Source organism: Peribacillus sp. V2I11 (assembly GCF_030817135.1).
Lineage (GTDB): Bacteria > Bacillota > Bacilli > Bacillales > DSM-1321 > Peribacillus > Peribacillus simplex.
Genome location: NZ_JAUSYW010000001.1, coordinates 4,222,533 through 4,241,824, shown reverse-complemented (window position 1 = coordinate 4,241,824; position 19,292 = coordinate 4,222,533). Strand labels below are relative to the sequence as shown.

The window sequence follows — 19,292 nt, the reverse complement described above, 5'->3', positions numbered from 1 at the left end:
CCTTTCCGCCGACTTTCTGCAGCCTCCTCGGCGTAAGCGCCTTTGGGGGTCTCGGCTAGCCAGTTATTCGGCAGGAGTGTCGCAGATTTCTTCAATCCAGTGAGGGTTCCACTCAATAAAAAGGGTAAAACATGAAGGATAACCAAGTCTTCTTATAAAATCATGGTTTGGGATTAGAACATACGGACCCCCTAGACTGTAGACAAATTTGAAGAAAGCGAGTTACCTACAGTTTTTTTATAGCTTGTACAATATGGACATTGATTGGAAAGTAGGGCACTCGCTTCCCGTGGGCTGTCCGCACTCGGCGGTCATGCGCCTGCGGGGTCTCCCTTGGACACGCTATTCCCTCAGGAGTCTCGTACCTTCCTTTCCAATCAACTTTGGTTTAACATTATGATAGAACTCATTTTACTACAGTCTTTTTAAAATAGAAGGATGGGAACTTGAGGTGATGAGGATGCTTTTTAAAAGCGGTCATGATTCTATTTTCAGCGAGACCACCTGGTGCCAGCGAACCATTTAGTTAGTAAAATGGGGATTTAAAGTACACAACAACAAATAAAGAGGGCTGTACAAATCATCCATATCCAATGAAAAATCAAAAAGGCTTCGGAATGAGACCATTCCGAAACCTTTTTGTCTACCAAACGAAACCGAGAAATTAATCTTGGTCTTCTTTCATTTATGCACGTGATACGTAAGAGCCTTCATTTGTATTGATCAATAGTTTGTCACCTTGGTTGATGAAGAATGGAACTTGAACCGAAAGGCCCGTCTCAAGTACGGCTGATTTCGTGCCGCCTGAAGATGTATCGCCTTTAATTCCCGGCTCAGTCTCCGCCACTTCAAGTTCCACTGTGTTTGGAAGCTCGACACCAAGTGTTTCCGCTTGGAAAGTCATGATATGCACTTCCATATTTTCCTTAAGGAATTTAAGTTCACGTTCAATGCTTGAAGCAGGCAGCTCGATTTGGTCATACGTTTCGTTATCCATGAATACATGGCTATCTCCACTTGCATAAAGGTACTGCATCTTGCGGTTTTCGATATGTGCTTTAGCAACTTTTTCACCAGCACGGAATGTTTTCTCTTGGATTGAACCCGTACGAAGGTTACGAAGTTTAGAACGTACAAAAGCTGCACCTTTACCAGGTTTAACGTGTTGGAACTCGATAACCTGCCAAATTCCATTATCTACTTCAATCGTAACACCCGTGCGAAAATCGTTTACAGAAATCATAAATTTGTCCTCCTACATGTACATGTTTACAGAATGATTAACTCTTTGGTTGAATGAGTAAGTGCTTCGTTACCTTCAATTGTAACGATTGTATCATCTTCAATCCGCACTCCGCCTACCCCCGGTAAATAAATGCCCGGTTCAACGGTTACAGCCATACCTGGTTCTAAAATGATATCAGACCTAGAGGATAATGCTGGACCTTCATGAACTTCAAGACCGATTCCATGTCCGGTCGAGTGTCCAAAATACTGCCCATATCCCTTTTCTTCAATTAGATTACGAGTTAGTGCATCCGCTTCCCTGCCAGTCATACCGGGTTTGATCCCTGCCATTCCTCGCAGTTGAGCTTCTAAAACAATGTCATAAATATTAATAAGTTCTTCACTTGGCTTGCCAACTGCTAATGTCCGAGTGATGTCAGACACATACCCGTTATGATAAGCCCCGTAATCCAATGTGACAAAATCGCCTTTTTCGATGATTTTATCCGTAGCCACTCCATGCGGAAGTGCGGACCTTATACCGGATGCCACAATAATATCGAATGAAGAAGAAGTTGCCCCTTGTTTCCTCATAAAGAATTCAAGTTCATTGGATACATCCAGTTCCGAGATCCCTGGACGCAGGAAATCCAGTATATGTGTAAACGCAGCATCAGCAATAGCAGCCGCTTCCTTTAATATCTTAATCTCTGATGAAGTCTTTATCAAGCGTAAATTCTCAATAACCCCCGACACCGGCAAAAGTTGACCATCAATGGCCGCTTCGTATGCCTTATATGTAGCATAGGTCAAGTGTTCTTGCTCAAAGCCCAGCTTGCCGATATTCATCGCTTCAGCCTGCTTACCGACTTCTTCGATGATGGTTCCTTTGTGTTGAACGATCTCATAATCCGGTGCCTGTTTGCCCGCTTGTTCCACGTATCTGAAATCAGTGATGAATTTAGCTTCTTTTTGGGAAATGAGGACAACGCCTGCACTTCCCGTAAAGTTGGTCATGAATCGGCGGTTATATGTACTGGTGATCAAAAAACCATCAATGCCCACCTTTTCCATTGAGGCTCTTAAGCGCATTAGTTTATTCATTTAATTTCTCCCCTTTGCAATCTTTGTGATCGCCTGCAAAGCCAATTCATATCCGTGTATCCCCAAGCCGACAATCTGTCCCGCCGATACCGCTGCGGTCACTGATTCATGCCGAAAGCTTTCACGGGCATGTATGTTCGAAATATGCACTTCCACCACTGGAACATCAATTCCGGCTATTGCATCACGAATCGCATAGCTATAATGAGTAAAAGCTCCAGGATTAATGATAATCCCGTCGACCCCATGATCCTCTGACCAATGGAGCTTGTCGATAATCGCTCCTTCATGGTTAGTTTGAAAAGAGGTTAATTCCACATTTAACCTTTCAGCTTGCTGCATTAATTGCGCTTCCACATCCGCAAGCGTCGAGGATCCATAATGCGCAGGTTCCCGCTTCCCCAAGCGATTTAAATTCGGACCATTGATTAGTAAGATTTTTGTCATCATCAAACACCTGCTCATGTTAAAAGAATGCTTTCCAAGAACATTCTATCATAATTACAAATTGTCTTACTACTTTTTTACAACCAAGAAGCAATCAGCTTTCCGATTGCTTCTCGGCTTTGTTTTTTTGGCGTATATATTCCTGATGATCGTATGATATAGAAAACCCTACAAAAAGACCGTATATAATAAAAATGCATAAACTTGATATAACCGTATTCGCTGACATTTTAGAAAAGGTTGGCAAATCGATGAACATCGGTTTTAGGATAAATACCAGCAAAGCCCAGCAAACCACTCCCAAAAAAATACCCGGAAAAATACTCTTCATCCTTTTAAAAAGACTATAGTAGATAAAAGCGATCCCCACGGATAGAATTCCGAATAAAATTATGGTCATTACCGTACCGAGCCAATGATCGATCCAGGTCAAATTCGACCATGAAGTCAGTATGAATTTGGGGCTAAAATCCATAAAGTTAAGATAATGGGCTATGATTCCGATAAAACTGGCAAAAGCCCCCCCAACAAAACCGACAGCAAGTACATTGTAGATCAACATGTTTTGATATTCCTGTTGAATTTGTCCATTTTCATTAGAAGACATATCAAACACCTCCGCTACGTAGTATGCCCTTTGTTAAATAGAACTATTTTTTTTTATTGTTAGGGAGGAGAATCACTAGAGGTTTTGTGATTTATTCTGTATGATTAAATCATAAATAATCTACTTTTTGCAGAGGAAAATACCCATCCTCTGTTGAAATTTATAATGTACACAGGATAATACCTTCCTGTGATTCAACATTCATAAAGTAATTACAGGGTTATATCCGCCATTCAGCTTTGGAGGACCGCGTTTAACCCTTGTGATGCTTGATAATAAACATGTTAGCACCCTTGAGAGAGCTACGTGAATAACTATTAGGTTGGTGTAGAAATGTCTGAGGTTCAAAAACCCGTTTATGGAGGGCAGGCTGTAGTGGAAGGCGTCATGTTCGGCGGCAAACATCACACAGTCACAGCGGTACGCCGCAAAGATTCGACGATTGTATATTATCATCTGCCGCGTGAATCGAAACCTGTTGTCAACCGCTTAAAAAAAGTACCGTTTCTACGGGGCATCGTTTCACTGATTCAATCAAGTGCTACCGGCTCGAAACACCTAAACTTTTCAACTGAACAATATGAAGAAGAAGAAGGGGAAGAGCAGGAAGAAAAGAAAAAAGAAAGGAAGGAACCTTCTAAAATAAGTGTATGGCTTGGAGTTGCCGTAATCGGTGTTCTTTCCTTCCTATTCGGGAAGCTGCTTTTCACTTTGATTCCAGTCTTCCTTGCCGAATTGACAAGACCCTTCTTCAGCGGCCATATGGCACAGGTTTTAATAGAAAGCTTGTTCAAGTTGATATTATTGCTGGTATACATTTATGCAGTATCCATGACGCCATTGATCAAGCGGGTCTTTCAGTATCACGGGGCAGAGCATAAGGTGATCAATTGCTTTGAAGGCGGAAAAGAATTGACCGTAGCAAATGTGCAGGCAAGTTCACGCCTTCATTATCGCTGTGGCAGCAGCTTTATTTTATTTACAGTCATTGTAGGTATGTTCGTCTATATGGTTGTTCCGACCGATCCATTATGGCTCCGTATCGTGGATCGCATTTTGCTTATCCCCGTAGTGCTTGGCATAGCCTTCGAGGTATTGCAGTTGACCAACAAAGTAAGAGACATTCCAATGCTGCGTTACCTTGGCTATCCCGGCCTTTGGCTTCAGTTATTGACAACCAAAGCCCCTACAGATGATCAAGTCGAAGTCGCATTGGCATCCTTCCAAGAACTGTTAAGGATGGAAAAAGAGACTGAAAAAGGTTTAGAATCGGATGTAATTGTGTAAAACATCTATACACATTTTGATGAAGAATAATCATATACTAACTAAGGGAATGATTTTCATTTTTTCAAAAATTTTACATGAAGAATGTTTAAAATAAGCAAAAACTGCTTATGATGCTCTTAAGGAGGTGTCTTTGTTGAAACGTTTCATATCTTTCATGATATACGGAATCATCGCCCTCGGAGTCCTCGGACTAATGAGCCGACTATTTAATGACCCGATTGGCTTTTTTAGAAACATTCTCATAATAGCCATTGTCGCAGGGATTATTTATATGATTTATACCGGATTAACAAAGGGAAAACCAGTTAAGAAAGAGCAGCAAGCATTCCGAAAGGCTGCCCGCCAATCGAAAAAAAGGCTAAAAAACCGAACTTCGAAAAAAGATAATGTGGCTAGTTTCTCTGCAGCAAAATCATCCAAGAAAATAAAATTGAGAAAGAAAACCGATAGTCACTTAACCGTCATCGAAGGGAAAAAGAATAAAAAGAAAAATCGGGCTTCTTTTTAAGAGCCCGATTTTTTATTTATCATTAATAAGTCCATTTTTTTAGGAATTCTTTCGTGCATTGCCTGCCCCTATTCATCAATTCACCCTTTTTTTCATCATTCAGATTGAAATCCATTGCAGAAATTCCCTTCATCGGGATAAATACAATATTATGGACGTGTTTCTTGGAAATATACCGTGCATCATGGGCATCTTTCATCGTTTTGAATAGTGCGGAGAACAATTCAACCGCATTATCCACCTCATGCGGTTTCCATATCTCATCGACACTTAGCCGCAAGCCTATAACCGGCCTTTCCTTTCTTACATGATCTGAATTGAATAACCACATTGGAAAATTGCTTAACACACCACCATCAACAAAAAGGAACTTGCTTTTTCCGACATCAAGTTTGACTGGCTCAAAGAAATAAGGAATGCTACAACTCATTCTTACTGCTTTTGCCACTGGAAAAGTGCTCGGATCAATTCCATAGTTCGGTAAATCATCAGGCAGTACCACCAATTTCCCATTTGTAATGTCAGAGGTTATGATACGGAGGGATTTCGGTCGAATATCCTTAAAGGTTACTACATTCCTTACGGCAAGTTTACTTGCGACCCAGGCTTCCAAAGCGTCTCCTTTATAAAGGCCAAGTTTCCAGTATACAAGGAGCCATTTGGCAAGCGGGATTGGCAAAAGACCACGCCTTTTATCCAGCAGGCCGCTTAAATCTATATCAAGAAAAAGCTTTTCCATTTCTTTTCCTGTGTACCCAGCTGCTACGAAAGCTGCAATTATGGAGCCTGCACTTGTACCGGCTGTCCGATGGAATACAAATCCCCGTTCTTCTAATTCCTGCAGGGCTCCCACTAAACCATAGCCTTTAATCCCGCCTCCGGAAAAAACGCCGTCAATAATCATAGCTGCCCTCCCCTAATCCGGTCTTTACATTTCTAAGCAGGATTAGAGCGATTTATGACAGTTTTAAATAGAAAATTGCCTTGATTCAGGTAAAATACTGAATTTCCGCTTTCGGTAAAAATTCCGCTATATACCCACGAATGGTCGTTTCCAGTTCTGCGGCTTCTTCGTTTTGATAAACATATTTACCAATTCCATATCGGCCCCATTTATATTTACGCTTCGTTTCGTCCAGTTCCAATTTTGTTTTTGGGTAGTTTTTTTGAATCACTTTTTTTGCTGGACCAGTAAACCGATGCTGGATTAATTCGAAAGTCAAGTCAGGGATATCCACCCCTTTTAACGCCTCACTCAACCGTTCGAATAATTCATGATAGCCCTCCTTCCATGCTTCATGACGATATATAGGAGCTACGATAAACCCCAGAGGATATCCGGCATCTGCCACTTTACGTGCCGCTTCCATCCTTTCCTCAAAGCTCGATGTACCGGGCTCGAAATTCTTTATCACATAACGTGAATTTATACTGAAGCGAAATCTCGTTTTTCCATTATGTTCAGCATCCAACAGATGGTCGACATGATGAAATTTAGTAACGAACCTAAGAACCCCATATTCACTTTTTCCAAAATATTCTATAGTCCTTTTTAACGAATGTGTCAAATGGTCAATCCCGACGATATCCGATGTACAAGCGGCCTCAAAACGGGTGATTTCAGGCTTTCTTTCATTTATATAATTTTCGGCTGCCTCGAAAATCTCGTCAATATTCACATATGTCCTAATATATGGCTTTGATCCGAGTGTCGTCTGTAAATAACAATAGTGACAATGCCCCATACACCCTGTAGCAAGAGGGATGGCATATTCAGCAGATGGCTTTGAAGAATCGAATTTCAATGTTTTTCTGATTCCTACCACAAGCGTCGATTTGGCGACACGATATTTTTGCAGATCATTTTCTCCAGGAAGATCCCTAATTTGGTTATGCGATGTGGTCTCACGGATTTCAATGTTCAAATCTTCGAATTTCTTTTTCAATTCACGGCCGAGCGGGTATTCCAGTGCCCTGGGCTCGATATATACTAACTGTGGCATAAATGGTTTCATTTCGTTCTCCATTCTTTTATCTATTTGTTCATACTTTCGATTGAACTACACAATCTAATTCATAAGGATAGTTTTTCTTTATTCTGTTATCCTCATGATTGTTTTTACTTGGTAACTCAAAATGAAGGAGATGCGATATGGCTAATAAACGAGACTTCTTGACAAATGGAATGGGGAAACAAACGATTACCGTCCAAACAGATAATAAATATCCAAATCCCAGGAATATACCTGGAGACTCGGTCGATGAATTTTCGGTATTGAAGGACGGAAACCAATATCTAGCCGAAAAGGAAATAAGGCAGCAAAATGAAAATGGTTGATTGAACGCAATAGAAGACCGAACTTCATGATTCGGTCTTCTCCATTCGTATATAATTGAAGCTGACTGTCACTATCCTACATTTAAGACACTAAAAAAGCCGTTAAGATAGCTTTGCAGCATACTTAACGACTTCCCTTCCATCAGCTTATAGCCCGCATTTTAATTGAGCTCCGCAATTCGTGCAAGTATTGCATCCGCCCATTTCCTGGACTTCACCCTTACGGCAGACCGGGCAAGTGTTACCCACTTCCGACCCAATCGTAACATTCGTCGAACGCAGTTCATTTATGGTATCGACCAATACAACTTTTTTCTTTACTTCAACATCTGTCAATTCATCCATTTCAAGCTGCTCGTCCATTTGGTTTTCTTCCGCTTTGAGCGTAAGAACCTGACTGTCACGGCTGCCATCCACATATACAGTACCGCCTTTTGCTCCGCCTTTGTATAGACGTTCATATACTTTTTCAACTTGTTCGACAGTATATCCTTTTGGAGCATTGACCGTCTTACTGATCGAGCTGTCAATCCAGCGTTGAATGATGCATTGAACATCAGCATGTGCTTCTGGAGCTAATTCCATAGCGGAAATGAACCATTTTGGAAGCTCTTCTGTATCGGCTTCTGGATGACGGTCCAAGTATTCCTGTACAATGTCAGCCTTAACTTCAATGAATTTACCCAGACGGCCGCTGCGGAAATACGTGAAGGAGAAATATGGTTCAAGACCTGTTGATACCCCAACCATCGTTCCTGTGCTTCCTGTAGGAGCCACGGTCAATAAATGAGAGTTACGGATGCCATGTGCAGCAACGCTTTCCCTGATATCTTCCGGCATTTTTTCCATAAATCCGGTTTGTGTGAAACGCGTTCTAAGCTCATCGGTTTCTTTGTCCGTTGACCCGATCAGGAACGGGAAACTGCCTTTTTCTTTAGCAAGTTCCACGGAAGCCCTGTAAGCTGTAGTCGCAATCGTTTCAAACACCTTGTCAACCAGGATATTTCCTTCTTCAGAGCCATATTCCGTTTCACAGTAGATCAACAGGTCATGCAGACCCATTACACCTAGTCCAACCCGTCGCTCGCCCAGTGCCTGCTTTTTGTTTTCATCCAAGAAATAAGGAGTTGCGTCAATGACGTTGTCCTGCATACGCACACCGACTTCGACGGTCTGCTTAAGTTTCTCGAAATTAACCGTTTTGCTATCTTTATCAGCCATTTCAGCCAGATTGACTGCCGCAAGGTTGCATACTGAATACGGAGCCAATGGCTGTTCGCCACAAGGGTTCGTGGCTACGACTTGTTGACCGTATGCTTTGGCATTCGTCATTTCATTAGCATTATCGATAAAGAAAATACCTGGTTCAGCAGAATATGTTGCACAAATGTTTATTAAATTCCAAAGCTCTTTAGCTCGGATTCTACGGTAAACACGGACTTTGTGACCCATTTTCTCCCATTCGCGAACATCACCGACTTTATGCCATTCTTCATTGTAAATGGCCATTTCTTCGGCATTATAGCTTTCAACATCAGGAAAACGCAATTCGTATTCAGCATCTTTTTCCGCCGCTTCCATAAATTCCTTAGTCAGGCAAATCGAAATGTTGGCTCCAGTCAGGAAATCCGAATTATGGACACTGTATGTTCCCCCTGTACGGATCTTTTCCTCTGCATCCCTAATGATTTTCTCGCTGAATCCACCTTGGCCAGGAATCTCCTTATAATTGATGATCCCTTGATACATAGCCGTTTCCTGTTCGGTGTGCGGCGTGAATTTCAATTTATCCGTCGCATATTTCTTGATGGCTTCATCTTTAGTGTTTTCCACTAGGTAACGCAGAATCCTTGGATTTTGCATTTTAGAAATGATGAACTCTGCAATATCAGGATGCCAATCAGCAAGCATGATCATTTGCGCGCCGCGTCTGCTACCGCCCTGTTCAACAAGATGCGTCAATTTCGCAATATCGTCAAGCCATGACACTGAACCCGAGGATTTTCCATTTACCCCCTTTTGCCAGAGTGTTTCTTGGACGCAGTGTCGATCCGTTCGTACCCACTCCGCCGCCGCGGCTCATGATTTCCATCACTTGTTTCCTATGTTCTGAAATCCCTTCACGTGAATCCGGTACGAATGGCATTACATAGCAGTTGAAATAAGTAACATCCGTATTGGAACCCGCACCGTATAATACTCGACCTGCCGGGACAAAATTAAGGTTCTTTAATTCTTCATAGAATTTATTGAACCATTCCGTTCTTTTTTCTTCCGTGGTTTCCACTGATGCCAAGCCCGTTGCATTACGTTTCGCAATTTGTTCATAATATATTTCAAGCGGCTTTTCGATTATATCCAACGGACGGTTTATAATCCCCGTCTCCACTTCTTCCGGATTGTCCAATACGCCACGGAATTCTTCATCCACCAATACCTTGGCCTTTTTTGTTTCCCAATCTATTTCAACGATGTGACCGAGACCCCTTGCCGGGAATTTCGGGTCTTCCTTAATCGTCAACACGACGAAATCGCCTGCCGAGAGTGTGATTTTTTCAGTATCCTTAAAAGAATAGCGGTCAAGCATGACTAGACGGGACACTCCCTTATGCGCCATTTTCATATCAGCAGTTACAGGGTGAACCTGGGGAAATAAAGAAATATCCTTATTCAACCTTTCTAGATCAACCTTTAAAGCTTCTTTTATTACAACCGACATAATTCCCTCTCCTTTATATGTTTCAAGATCCGTTCTTGCTGCCGCAAAAATCCTTATGTAGCCTTACATGTCCGTTTCGCTTAACAAGTACCCTAAATTTATCATAGCGAAACTCAAAAATCAATATATAGTGTCGTATTAAATATTTCAACCACTATATATTGTGTTTGTTTTGAATAACTTTTAATTTTGTCAAACGATAAATCAATTAATATAGTTAGCAAAAGGGAGGAAAATGTCGATTTACAATAATTTTTCATCAGATTTCAATTAATTTGGACCTTGCTTTTTCCCCATCCCTTTTAGGGCTTATCCCTGCAAGGGATAGCTTATTGGTCAGACAAATCTGAAAAAACTTTTTTATTATCCACTCTAATTATCCCGCTTCGTCTATCTCATGAAATTCCATTCATCGCTTTCATATTTGCTTTCTGCAATGGCCTTCACTTCCAGCAATTGCTTTTCGGTGAGGACGTATGGCTCTAAATCGATCGAAAGTCCTTCGGCAAAACCTTTTTCAAAAGCTTCTTTCGCTTCAGGGATGGTAACCTTTCTTCCGGCAACGTCATTTATGGCCACAGCTTTATTTTTTAAGCTTTTTTGCATTCTCTCTTTAACCCTGTCATTTGAGAATTTAAATACGCTAAAGAGCTTTTCATCATCAAGTTCAAGCAAAATGGCCCCGTGTTGAAGGATGACACCTTTTTGCCTGGTTTGAGCGCTGCCAGCGACCTTCCTGCCCTCAACGACCAGTTCATACCAGCTTGGAGCATCAAAGCAGACGGAAGACTTGGGCGCTTTTAAAGCCGCTTTTTCCTGCTCGGTTCGAGGCACGGCAAAATAAGCATCCAATCCAAGATTCCTGAACCCCATTAATATCCCTTCAGAAATGACACGATATGCTTCAGTAACGGTGGTTGGCATTCCCGGATAGGATTCTGGAACGATTACGCTATAAGTCAATTCATGCTCGTGCAGTACCGCTCGTCCCCCTGTTGGTCTGCGAACAAAACCAAGGCCCTGCCTTTTGACCTCTTCCATATCAATTTCCGCTTCTGCCTTTTGAAAATAACCAATCGACAATGTCGCTGGATCCCAGCCGTAAAAGCGTATGATTGGCGGAATTTCCCCTTTGCTTTGCCAGTTTAACAGTGCTTCGTCCAGCGCCATATTATAAGCCGGTGAACAATACCCCGAATCTATAAAACCCCATTTTTCTTTAGTCATCCTTATCCCTCGTTTCAATAAACTGTTTTTCAATCCCCCACAAAAAACTCACATGTAGTAGTTTAACAGACTTTCACACTCTAAAAAAGAAAGTGCTATCAAGTCGATGAAGAATTCGAGAAAATTCTTTTTGATTATTGGGTAAAGCAATTATATAATAAAGATTGTCTGTATTCGTTAAGGTAGAAGGGAGTTTTTATGTTTGGAAATATTATATACACTGCTCATCATCTTAGGAGTGGTTATTGCGTATTCACTTTTTAATTGGTACCGCCAGCGTAAAATCGTTAAAACATTAACACAGGACGAATTTATCGCTAACTACAGAAAAGTGCAGCTAATCGATGTGCGGGAACCGAATGATTTCGATAATGGCCATATCTTAGGCGCAAGAAACATCCCTATGACTCAAATGAAGACCCGCTTGGTCGAAATAAGGCCGGACAAGCCTGTATATTTGTACGCCCAAAGCGAAATCATCAGCGGCAGGGCTGCAGCCATGCTATACAAAAAGGGCTACAGGGAACTTTTTCACCTAAAGGGCGGTTTCAAAATGTGGACCGGGAAAATCAAAGCAAAGAAATAAGACCCCATCTCCAAGGGCTCTTTTTAATTGCCTCCATGTACATCATGCGGGCTCTAGGAAAAATGAAAGTTAATTGTTGGACTTAAATGATTTCTTACATAAACATGAAAAATCCCCGCCGGCAGGCAGGGATTTTTTTGTGTAAGCTATCAATCTAGGCTTGATAACGCAGAACAGGTTTTCTTGCAGCAAGAGTTTCATCAAGCCGCTTTATAACGGTTGTATGCGGAGCTTCCTGAACGATTTCCGGGGTTTCTTCCGCTTCCTTGGCAATCTGGATCATCGCATCGATGAACGCATCCAGAGTTTCTTTTGACTCGGTTTCAGTCGGTTCTATCATCATTCCTTCTTCCACGTTCAACGGGAAGTAAATGGTTGGAGGATGATACCCGAAATCCAGTAATCTTTTGGCTATATCGAGAGTCCTTACCCCCAATTTCTTTTGCCGACGTCCGCTTAATACGAATTCGTGCTTACAATGACGATTATATGGTAAATCAAAATAAGGTTCCAACTTACGCATCATATAATTGGCATTGATGACCGCATTCTCGGTGACGGCTTTAAGGCCATCAGGACCCATTGAACGAATGTACGTATAAGCCCTCACGTTTATCCCGAAATTTCCATAATAAGGTTTTACCCTGCCAATGGATTGCGGACGATCATAATCAAGAACGAATTGCTCGCCTTGTTTGACCACAAGCGGTTTAGGCAAGTAAGGAATCAAGTCCGACTTCACCCCTACAGGACCAGAACCCGGACCGCCGCCGCCATGCGGGCCCGTGAATGTTTTATGGAGATTTAAGTGAACCACATCAAAGCCCATGTCACCCGGACGTGCTTTTGACAGGACTGCATTCAAATTGGCTCCATCATAATAAAGCTTCCCGCCTGCGTCATGGACAAGTTGTGCCATTTCCAAAATGTTTTCTTCAAACAATCCCAATGTATTGGGGTTCGTCAGCATCAAGGCCGCCGTATCAGGTCCTACAACCCGCTTTAAATCCTGAAGGTCTACTAACCCATTTTCATCGGATTTCACTGTAATCGTTTCAAGTCCGGCAACAGTGGCAGAGGCAGGATTCGTACCATGTGCAGAATCAGGTACAATCACTTTCGTACGTTCTGTATCGCCATTCGCTTCGTGAAAAGCACGAATCATCATCAATCCTGTCCATTCACCGTGAGCACCTGCTGCAGGCTGTAATGTCACTTGGTCCATCCCGGTGATTTCCGTTAAGTGTTCCTGCAAATCAAATAATAGTCCCAATGCTCCCTGAACAGTAGCCGGATCTTGATATGGATGGATATGGGCGAAGCCGTTGAAGCGTGCCACATTTTCATTTATTTTCGGATTATATTTCATCGTGCATGAACCCAGCGGATAAAAACCCGAATCCACCCCATGATTCCGTTTGGAAAGTGCTGTATAGTGACGCATGATATCCAGTTCGGACACCTCAGGAAGCTCTGCCTCTTCTTCACGGATGTAGTCGGCAGGAAGAATTTCTTCGAGCGGAATAGTTGCAACATCCATTTCTGGCAGACTGTACCCGATTCGACCGGAAGTACTGATTTCAAAAATGAGTGATTGATCTTGATTATTCATGTTGATCCCCCAATTCCTGCGCAAGTGCATCAATTTCTTCTTTTGTTCTAAGTTCAGTTACCGCAACCAGCATATGGTCTTTCAGCTCAGGATAAACCGTTCCTAAATCGAAGCCGCCGATCATCCCTTTTTCAAAAAGGTTTTTATTGATTTCTGAAAATGAAGCAGGCAGTTTAATGACAAATTCATTAAACGAAGGACCGTCGAATATCACTTCCACCCCTTTTGCCATAATTGCTTTTTTCGCATAATGCGCTTTTTGAATATTTTGCACGGCCATTTCTTTGACACCCTTTTTCCCAAGCGCGGTCATTGCAACAGAAGCTGCCAAGGCATTCAAAGCTTGATTGGAACAAATGTTGGATGTGGCTTTGTCACGGCGAATGTGCTGTTCACGAGCTTGAAGCGTCAGCACAAATCCCCTTTTTCCATTTTCATCCACAGTTTGACCGACGAGTCGGCCCGGGACTTTCCGAACAAGTTTATTAGTAACGGCAAAATATCCACAATGAGGTCCACCAAATGCCGCTGGTATGCCGAATGGCTGAGCATCCCCCGTTACGATATCTGCACCGAGTGCACCAGGGGATGTCAAAGCTCCCAATGCAAGCGGATTACTTGAAACGATAAACATGGACTTGACGCCATGAATGATTTCTTCGATTTCTTTCAATGGCTCGATGCGGCCAAAAAAGTTCGGATATTGAACGATCACCCCTGCAATGTCATCATTCGCCAATTCCCTTAAAGCAGCTAAGTCCGTCACACCGTCTATAAATGGAATTTCGATCACTTCCACACGTTGCCCTTTCGCATATGTCTTCACAACTTCTCTTGATTCAGGATGAACCGCTCCTGAAATGAGAATCTTCTTGCGTCGTGTCTGGCCTGAAGCAAGCATGGCCGCTTCAGCTAGCGCCGTCCCGCCGTCATACATGGAGGAGTTAGCCACATCCATGCCCGTCAGTTCACAAATCATCGTTTGATATTCAAAAATTGCCTGAAGCTCACCCTGTGAAATTTCAGGCTGATAGGGTGTATAAGCCGTATAAAACTCAGAACGCGATAGGACATGATCGACGATGACCGGTGCATAATGGTCATAGACACCCGCACCAAGGAAGGAAGCATAGTTTTTAAGATCCGCATTCTTGGCTGCAAGCCTTGATAATTCTTTCATTAATGCAGGTTCCGACTTAGCAGGCTTGATATCGTATTCTCCTTGAAAACGAACACTTTCAGGGATATCGTTGAAAAGTTCTTCAGCAGTAGATACCCCTATCGCTTCCAGCATTTCTTGTTTATCTTGCTCTGTCATGGGTAAATAACGATGTTTCATCTAATGACCATTCCCCTCTATTTACGTGGTTTTTTATAAAAAGGTGTTTGTATTATAACGGCTTTCAAACGTTTGGAACGGATTTCCACTTCGACTTCCGCATCCAGCACCGAAAATTCCTTATCGATAAGTACCAATCCCACGTTTTTCTTCAACGTTGGTGATTGGGTACCGGTCGTGACCTCGCCAATGACTTGGTCACCGCTGTAGACCTTATACCCATGACGTGGAATGCCACGGTCAATCATTTCAATTCCCACAAGCTTGCGGGGAGCTCCTTTCTCCTTTTGCTCAGCAAGAACGGCTTTCCCGAAAAATTCAACTTCCTTATCCACTTTTACCGCAAAACCAATCCCGGCTTCTATCGGGGTGATGTCCGCTGAAAGCTCCTGCCCATAGAGCGGCAGTTTTGCTTCAAAACGCAGGGTATCACGAGCACCTAAACCAATCGGCTGAATCCCCTCTTCCTTTCCGGCATCCATAATCGCCTTCCAAAGGGCAGGACCATTTTCACTGTCGCTATATATCTCAAAACCATCTTCACCAGTGTATCCAGTACGGGATACCATCGCGGAGATACCGTTTATCATGACATTTTCCTTGAACTTGAAAAATCCAATTTCACTTAGGGCAGTATTTTCCGATAGCTTTTGTAATATCTTCTCTGCAGCTGGTCCTTGAAGTGCCAGCTGTGTATAGTCACTCGATACATTCGTAATTTGGACATCTTCCGTTAAATTAGTTTGCAGCCAATTGAAATCTTTTTCTGTATTCGCTGCATTGACCACGAGCAGATAGTTGTCCTCAGCCCTTTTATACACAATAAGATCATCAACCGTGCCTCCGTTTTCATAACACATGGCTGTATATTGGGCACCGCCCTGTTGCAGCTTTGAGATATCATTAGTCAGCATCTTCTGTAAAAAGGAAAGGCTCCCAGGACCCTTAACATCGACCTCCCCCATATGGGAAACATCGAATAACCCCGCTTTTGTACGTACGGCTTCATGTTCGTCCTTTATACCAGAAAATTGGACAGGAAGTTCCCAGCCGCCAAAATCAATCGTTTTACCTCCGTATTCACGATAAACCTCAAATAGTGGTGTTCTTTTTAAATTGGTCAAAAAATGACCCCCTTCAGATTTTTTTAAATTAATCGGCTTCATTATCAAAAGCTTTCTCTTGTCATTACGCATCAGATATATCCTGATTCATGATGTGAAAAAAGCACAAAAAAGGACAGAGAAAGCCCGTTTGAGCTTTTTCTCTGTCCTGAAACCTGAAAGTTTACCTATGTAATAGGTTTTCCCCTTTGGTGGCCGTCCCAAAACGGGCGGCGCTCTCCAGAGTTGCGTCCAATAAGAGTTCTTTTGCCTGAGAGATTCACTGCTAAGTTTGCTCCTTCGGCGCTACATCCGTAGTCTCTCCCCTTATCTTCACCCGCATATAAATGGTCTACCAATGAAAGGAAACGAATAAGCCCCAAGCATTGGTAAAACCTTTGAGCATCATGGAATGCATTCACTGCCAATTCTCCTAAAACTTCAGAAACCGTTTGAGTGATCTCCTTCAGTAATCTTGGATAAATTAGGAGCCTATAGCCCATACTAAGAAAACGCGAACTGCAAAATCGATGTACAAACATTCTTTGTAGCGTTTGAAAATTGGAATTTTCTAAATATACTTATATCCTACCCTAAGAAACTTATCTCTGCAATATCTTTTGAAGAGAAATATTTTTCTTACTTCACATATGAAATGTTCGGGTTTTGACCTTTTATTAAGGAAATTATGATTTAAGAGGGAGTTATTTCTATGAAAATCAATATATCCTTCAATTCTGAATGGAATGACGAGTTTCTGCAAAAGATGGAAAATGACGGTCCATGGGGAAATTGGGAGCTTTATAAATTGGCGGTTCAAATGGAGGAAAATCTTATCATCCCTGATTTCGAAGGTTTACAGGCGCCTAAGCACCTTCCGCAGTTAACCCCGCTTCCCCATCAATTGGAAGCAGCCAAGCAAGTGGTGGAAAAGATGAATGGAAAGGCCATTTTAGCTGATGAAGTAGGGCTCGGAAAAACAATTGAAGCAGGCTTGATCCTAAAAGAGTATATGATTAGAGGCCTTGTAAAAAAAGTATTGATCCTTGTTCCGGCTTCCCTTGTCACACAATGGGCTTTTGAATTGAATACCAAGTTTCATATTCCGGCAGTCGTTCAGAGAAAAAGTTATGTTTGGGACTCCTGTGATGTGGTCATTTCATCCATTGATACAGCGAAACGCGCTCCACATCGAGATATCATTTTCAATCAGGAATATGATTTCATCATTATTGATGAAGCTCATAAACTTAAAAATAATAAGACGAAGAACTATGAATTCGTCCAAAATCTGAAAAAGAAATTTTGTTTACTCCTGACAGCGACTCCGATTCAGAATAAGGTCGAGGAAATTTTTCACCTCGTTTCATTATTGAAACCAGGTCACTTGGGAAATGCCTCACTCTTTTCGGAAAAGTATAAAGGGAAAGGCCGAAACATAATTGATGATGAACACCTAAAGGAACTGGTCAACACTGTCATGATTCGAAACCGGCGTGCCGATACTGGTATTGAATGGACAAAACGGCATGTGGAAACCATCACCATTGAATTTTCTCCAACGGAACAAGCATTGTACGATGCTGTTTCAAAATTCAAGCCCATTTCGGACGGATCAAAAGGAAGCGCCTTTTCGGCTCTCACTCTCCAAAGGGAAGCATGCAGCAGCAGAGAGGCGGTCTTTTATACATTAAAGAATATGAGAGATAAATATGATCAGCCTTCCCCTGACTTTTTGGCCAAGCTTGATGATTTATTTTCTAAAGTGAATGAAACCGTTCAGAACTCCAAGGCTGAAAAAGCTTTGGAACTGATCAAGAAGATTGATGACAAAGTAATTATCTTTACCGAATACCGGGCAACTCAGCTTTATCTTCAATGGTATCTACAGCAGAATGGAATTTCTTCAGTTCCTTTCCGAGGCGGTTTTAAGCGCGGAAAGAAAGATTGGATGCGAGAATTATTCCAAAAGAATATACAGGTTTTAATTGCAACCGAAGCTGGCGGGGAAGGGATAAACCTTCAGTTTTGCCATAACTTGATAAATTTTGACCTGCCATGGAACCCCATGAGGCTCGAACAGAGAATTGGACGGATTCACCGCCTTGGTCAGGAAGAAGATGTGATGATTTATAACTTTGCCACGAAAAATACAGTAGAAGAACATATTCTGAAGTTACTATATGAAAAAATTAATTTATTTGAAAAAGTAATTGGTGAATTGGATGATATTCTCACCAAACTGGATATTAACAACATTGAAGAATATTTAATTGATGTGGTCGGCGAGTCCAAAACAGAGGGCGAAATGAAAATCAAGATGGATAATTTTTCATCGTTAATCCAATTCGCTCAATCAATGAAGGAAGGTGAGGTACATGCAGCAACGGGAAATTCATGATTTTTTATTAACTTACTTTAAAGCCAATGATTGTGAAATACTGGATAATACACCAACCCACCTTTCAGTCCAATTGACAATCGAAATGGATAAGGAATTAATGAACAGACCTTTTTATTGGCACTATCTCGAAAAAACAGGTGGTGTACCGAACCCGGCCCAGATGACGTTCATTACCAATGCCGAACAAGCTCCATCCGACTTAAAGGGAGAAATGATTCATTTTGGCTCCCCCCGCCTTCATCAGATTGTTCAATCAACCAAAAAGCTTGCAGGGTATACTAGACTTTTTGAGGATACTCCTCCATCAAAAGGCGGAAATAATCCTTTATTTCCCTGGCTGACCCTGAATGTGAAAATATCCTATCAATGCGACCGTAAAAAAGATACCTTCATGTCTATCGGATTGAATTTAATCTCGGGTGAAATCATGGAAGGGTTTCACCGTCGGGTTTTACCGATTAAGGTCACCCCAAAAATACCGGATTACTCCTTTACGCTTTCACCGCTCATCATGCCCAAGAGTGGATTGGCAAGACTGGATACATACATAAGAACCAGTTTCGAGGATGATGATCATACCTGGGCGGAGGAAGCAATGCTGCGCTGGCAGAGTGACTTAAATTTATTGGAGCATTTTTACAAGGATATGGACGAAAAAAGTGAGAGCTATTTTACCGAAAAAGAAGCCTTAAAAGCTCAATATGAACCCAACATCCGAGTATCCATCATCAACGGAGGGTTATTTTACCTTTCAGATAGGGCGTTGGGATAAGTATAGAAC

At 42.0% G+C, this 19,292-nt stretch carries 16 protein-coding genes, 1 pseudogene and 2 riboswitches; of the genes and pseudogenes, 6 read left to right on the top strand and 11 right to left on the bottom strand.

The window, feature by feature from the left end; all coding sequences use genetic code 11:
- Window positions 1–685: 685 nt before the first annotated feature.
- The 4 genes from efp to QFZ73_RS20735 form a co-directional block, all read right to left on the bottom strand.
- Window positions 686–1,243, bottom strand: coding sequence for an elongation factor P (efp, locus tag QFZ73_RS20750; RefSeq protein WP_034308328.1), 558 nt, complete (start codon window positions 1,241–1,243; stop codon window positions 686–688).
- Window positions 1,244–1,269: 26 nt separating this feature from the next.
- Window positions 1,270–2,331, bottom strand: a complete 1,062-nt coding sequence (locus QFZ73_RS20745; protein WP_251430983.1) for a M24 family metallopeptidase — start codon at window positions 2,329–2,331, stop codon at window positions 1,270–1,272.
- Complete coding sequence (aroQ, locus tag QFZ73_RS20740) at window positions 2,332–2,778, bottom strand: type II 3-dehydroquinate dehydratase (protein WP_307270180.1); 447 nt, start codon at window positions 2,776–2,778, stop codon at window positions 2,332–2,334.
- A gap of 94 nt (window positions 2,779–2,872) precedes the next feature.
- Window positions 2,873–3,385: a YqhR family membrane protein gene (locus QFZ73_RS20735; protein ID WP_307270177.1), complete on the bottom strand. Its 513-nt coding sequence runs from the start codon at window positions 3,383–3,385 to the stop codon at window positions 2,873–2,875.
- A 333-nt stretch (window positions 3,386–3,718) separates the two neighbouring features.
- On the opposite strand from QFZ73_RS20735, the gene QFZ73_RS20730 reads away from it, so the two are divergent.
- Together QFZ73_RS20730 and QFZ73_RS20725 are read left to right on the top strand one after the other, a co-directional pair.
- Window positions 3,719–4,672 carry a DUF1385 domain-containing protein gene (locus QFZ73_RS20730; protein ID WP_307270173.1) on the top strand — a complete coding sequence of 318 codons (954 nt, stop codon included), beginning with the start codon at window positions 3,719–3,721 and terminating at the stop codon, window positions 4,670–4,672.
- Window positions 4,673–4,808: 136 nt separating this feature from the next.
- On the top strand, window positions 4,809–5,183 hold the full coding sequence (locus QFZ73_RS20725; protein ID WP_063233078.1) for an SA1362 family protein: 375 nt from the start codon (window positions 4,809–4,811) through the stop codon (window positions 5,181–5,183).
- A gap of 22 nt (window positions 5,184–5,205) precedes the next feature.
- Here QFZ73_RS20725 and QFZ73_RS20720 read toward each other — a convergent pair whose 3' ends face one another.
- Together QFZ73_RS20720 and splB are read right to left on the bottom strand one after the other, a co-directional pair.
- Window positions 5,206–6,087, bottom strand: coding sequence for a patatin-like phospholipase family protein (locus QFZ73_RS20720; protein ID WP_207440971.1), 882 nt, complete (start codon window positions 6,085–6,087; stop codon window positions 5,206–5,208).
- A gap of 85 nt (window positions 6,088–6,172) precedes the next feature.
- Complete coding sequence (gene splB / locus QFZ73_RS20715; RefSeq protein WP_307270166.1) at window positions 6,173–7,198, bottom strand: spore photoproduct lyase; 1,026 nt, start codon at window positions 7,196–7,198, stop codon at window positions 6,173–6,175.
- A 137-nt stretch (window positions 7,199–7,335) separates the two neighbouring features.
- On the opposite strand from splB, the gene QFZ73_RS20710 reads away from it, so the two are divergent.
- Window positions 7,336–7,521, top strand: coding sequence for a hypothetical protein (locus QFZ73_RS20710; protein WP_063233075.1), 186 nt, complete (start codon window positions 7,336–7,338; stop codon window positions 7,519–7,521).
- Window positions 7,522–7,668: 147 nt separating this feature from the next.
- On the opposite strand, the pseudogene QFZ73_RS20705 reads toward QFZ73_RS20710, so the two are convergent.
- Window positions 7,669–10,240, bottom strand: a pseudogene (locus QFZ73_RS20705) (vitamin B12-dependent ribonucleotide reductase).
- Between the two features lie 390 nt (window positions 10,241–10,630).
- Window positions 10,631–11,467: a lipoate--protein ligase family protein gene (locus QFZ73_RS20700; RefSeq protein ID WP_251430969.1), complete on the bottom strand. Its 837-nt coding sequence runs from the start codon at window positions 11,465–11,467 to the stop codon at window positions 10,631–10,633.
- Between the two features lie 202 nt (window positions 11,468–11,669).
- Between QFZ73_RS20700 and QFZ73_RS20695 the strand changes: the two genes are divergently transcribed.
- Entirely contained in the window at window positions 11,670–12,053 is a 384-nt protein-coding gene (locus QFZ73_RS20695) for a rhodanese-like domain-containing protein (RefSeq protein WP_076365383.1), read from the top strand.
- A 154-nt stretch (window positions 12,054–12,207) separates the two neighbouring features.
- On the opposite strand, the gene gcvPB is transcribed toward QFZ73_RS20695, so the two are convergent.
- Genes gcvPB through gcvT form a run of 3 tightly spaced genes read right to left on the bottom strand, consistent with a single transcriptional unit; the run spans window position 12,208 to window position 16,128 of the window.
- Window positions 12,208–13,665, bottom strand: coding sequence for an aminomethyl-transferring glycine dehydrogenase subunit GcvPB (gene gcvPB, locus QFZ73_RS20690; protein ID WP_251430966.1), 1,458 nt, complete (start codon window positions 13,663–13,665; stop codon window positions 12,208–12,210).
- Window positions 13,658–15,004 carry an aminomethyl-transferring glycine dehydrogenase subunit GcvPA gene (gcvPA, locus tag QFZ73_RS20685; protein WP_251430963.1) on the bottom strand — a complete coding sequence of 449 codons (1,347 nt, stop codon included), beginning with the start codon at window positions 15,002–15,004 and terminating at the stop codon, window positions 13,658–13,660. Before gcvPA ends, gcvPB begins: the two co-directional genes overlap by 8 nt.
- Before the next feature lie 17 nt (window positions 15,005–15,021).
- The gene (gene gcvT, locus QFZ73_RS20680) at window positions 15,022–16,128 is read right to left on the bottom strand and encodes a glycine cleavage system aminomethyltransferase GcvT (RefSeq protein WP_307270149.1); all 1,107 of its coding nucleotides are present in this window, start codon (window positions 16,126–16,128) and stop codon (window positions 15,022–15,024) included.
- Window positions 16,129–16,269: 141 nt separating this feature from the next.
- Window positions 16,270–16,353, bottom strand: a riboswitch (glycine riboswitch).
- A gap of 3 nt (window positions 16,354–16,356) precedes the next feature.
- A riboswitch (glycine riboswitch) is annotated at window positions 16,357–16,444 on the bottom strand.
- Window positions 16,445–16,819: 375 nt separating this feature from the next.
- Between gcvT and QFZ73_RS20675 the strand changes: the two genes are divergently transcribed.
- Both QFZ73_RS20675 and QFZ73_RS20670 read left to right on the top strand, forming a co-directional pair.
- Entirely contained in the window at window positions 16,820–18,508 is a 1,689-nt protein-coding gene (locus QFZ73_RS20675) for a DEAD/DEAH box helicase (RefSeq protein ID WP_251430957.1), read from the top strand.
- A complete protein-coding gene (locus tag QFZ73_RS20670) occupies window positions 18,486–19,283 on the top strand; it encodes a YqhG family protein (RefSeq protein WP_251430952.1) in 798 nt (265 codons plus the stop codon). Before QFZ73_RS20675 ends, QFZ73_RS20670 begins: the two co-directional genes overlap by 23 nt.
- Window positions 19,284–19,292 lie beyond the last annotated feature (9 nt).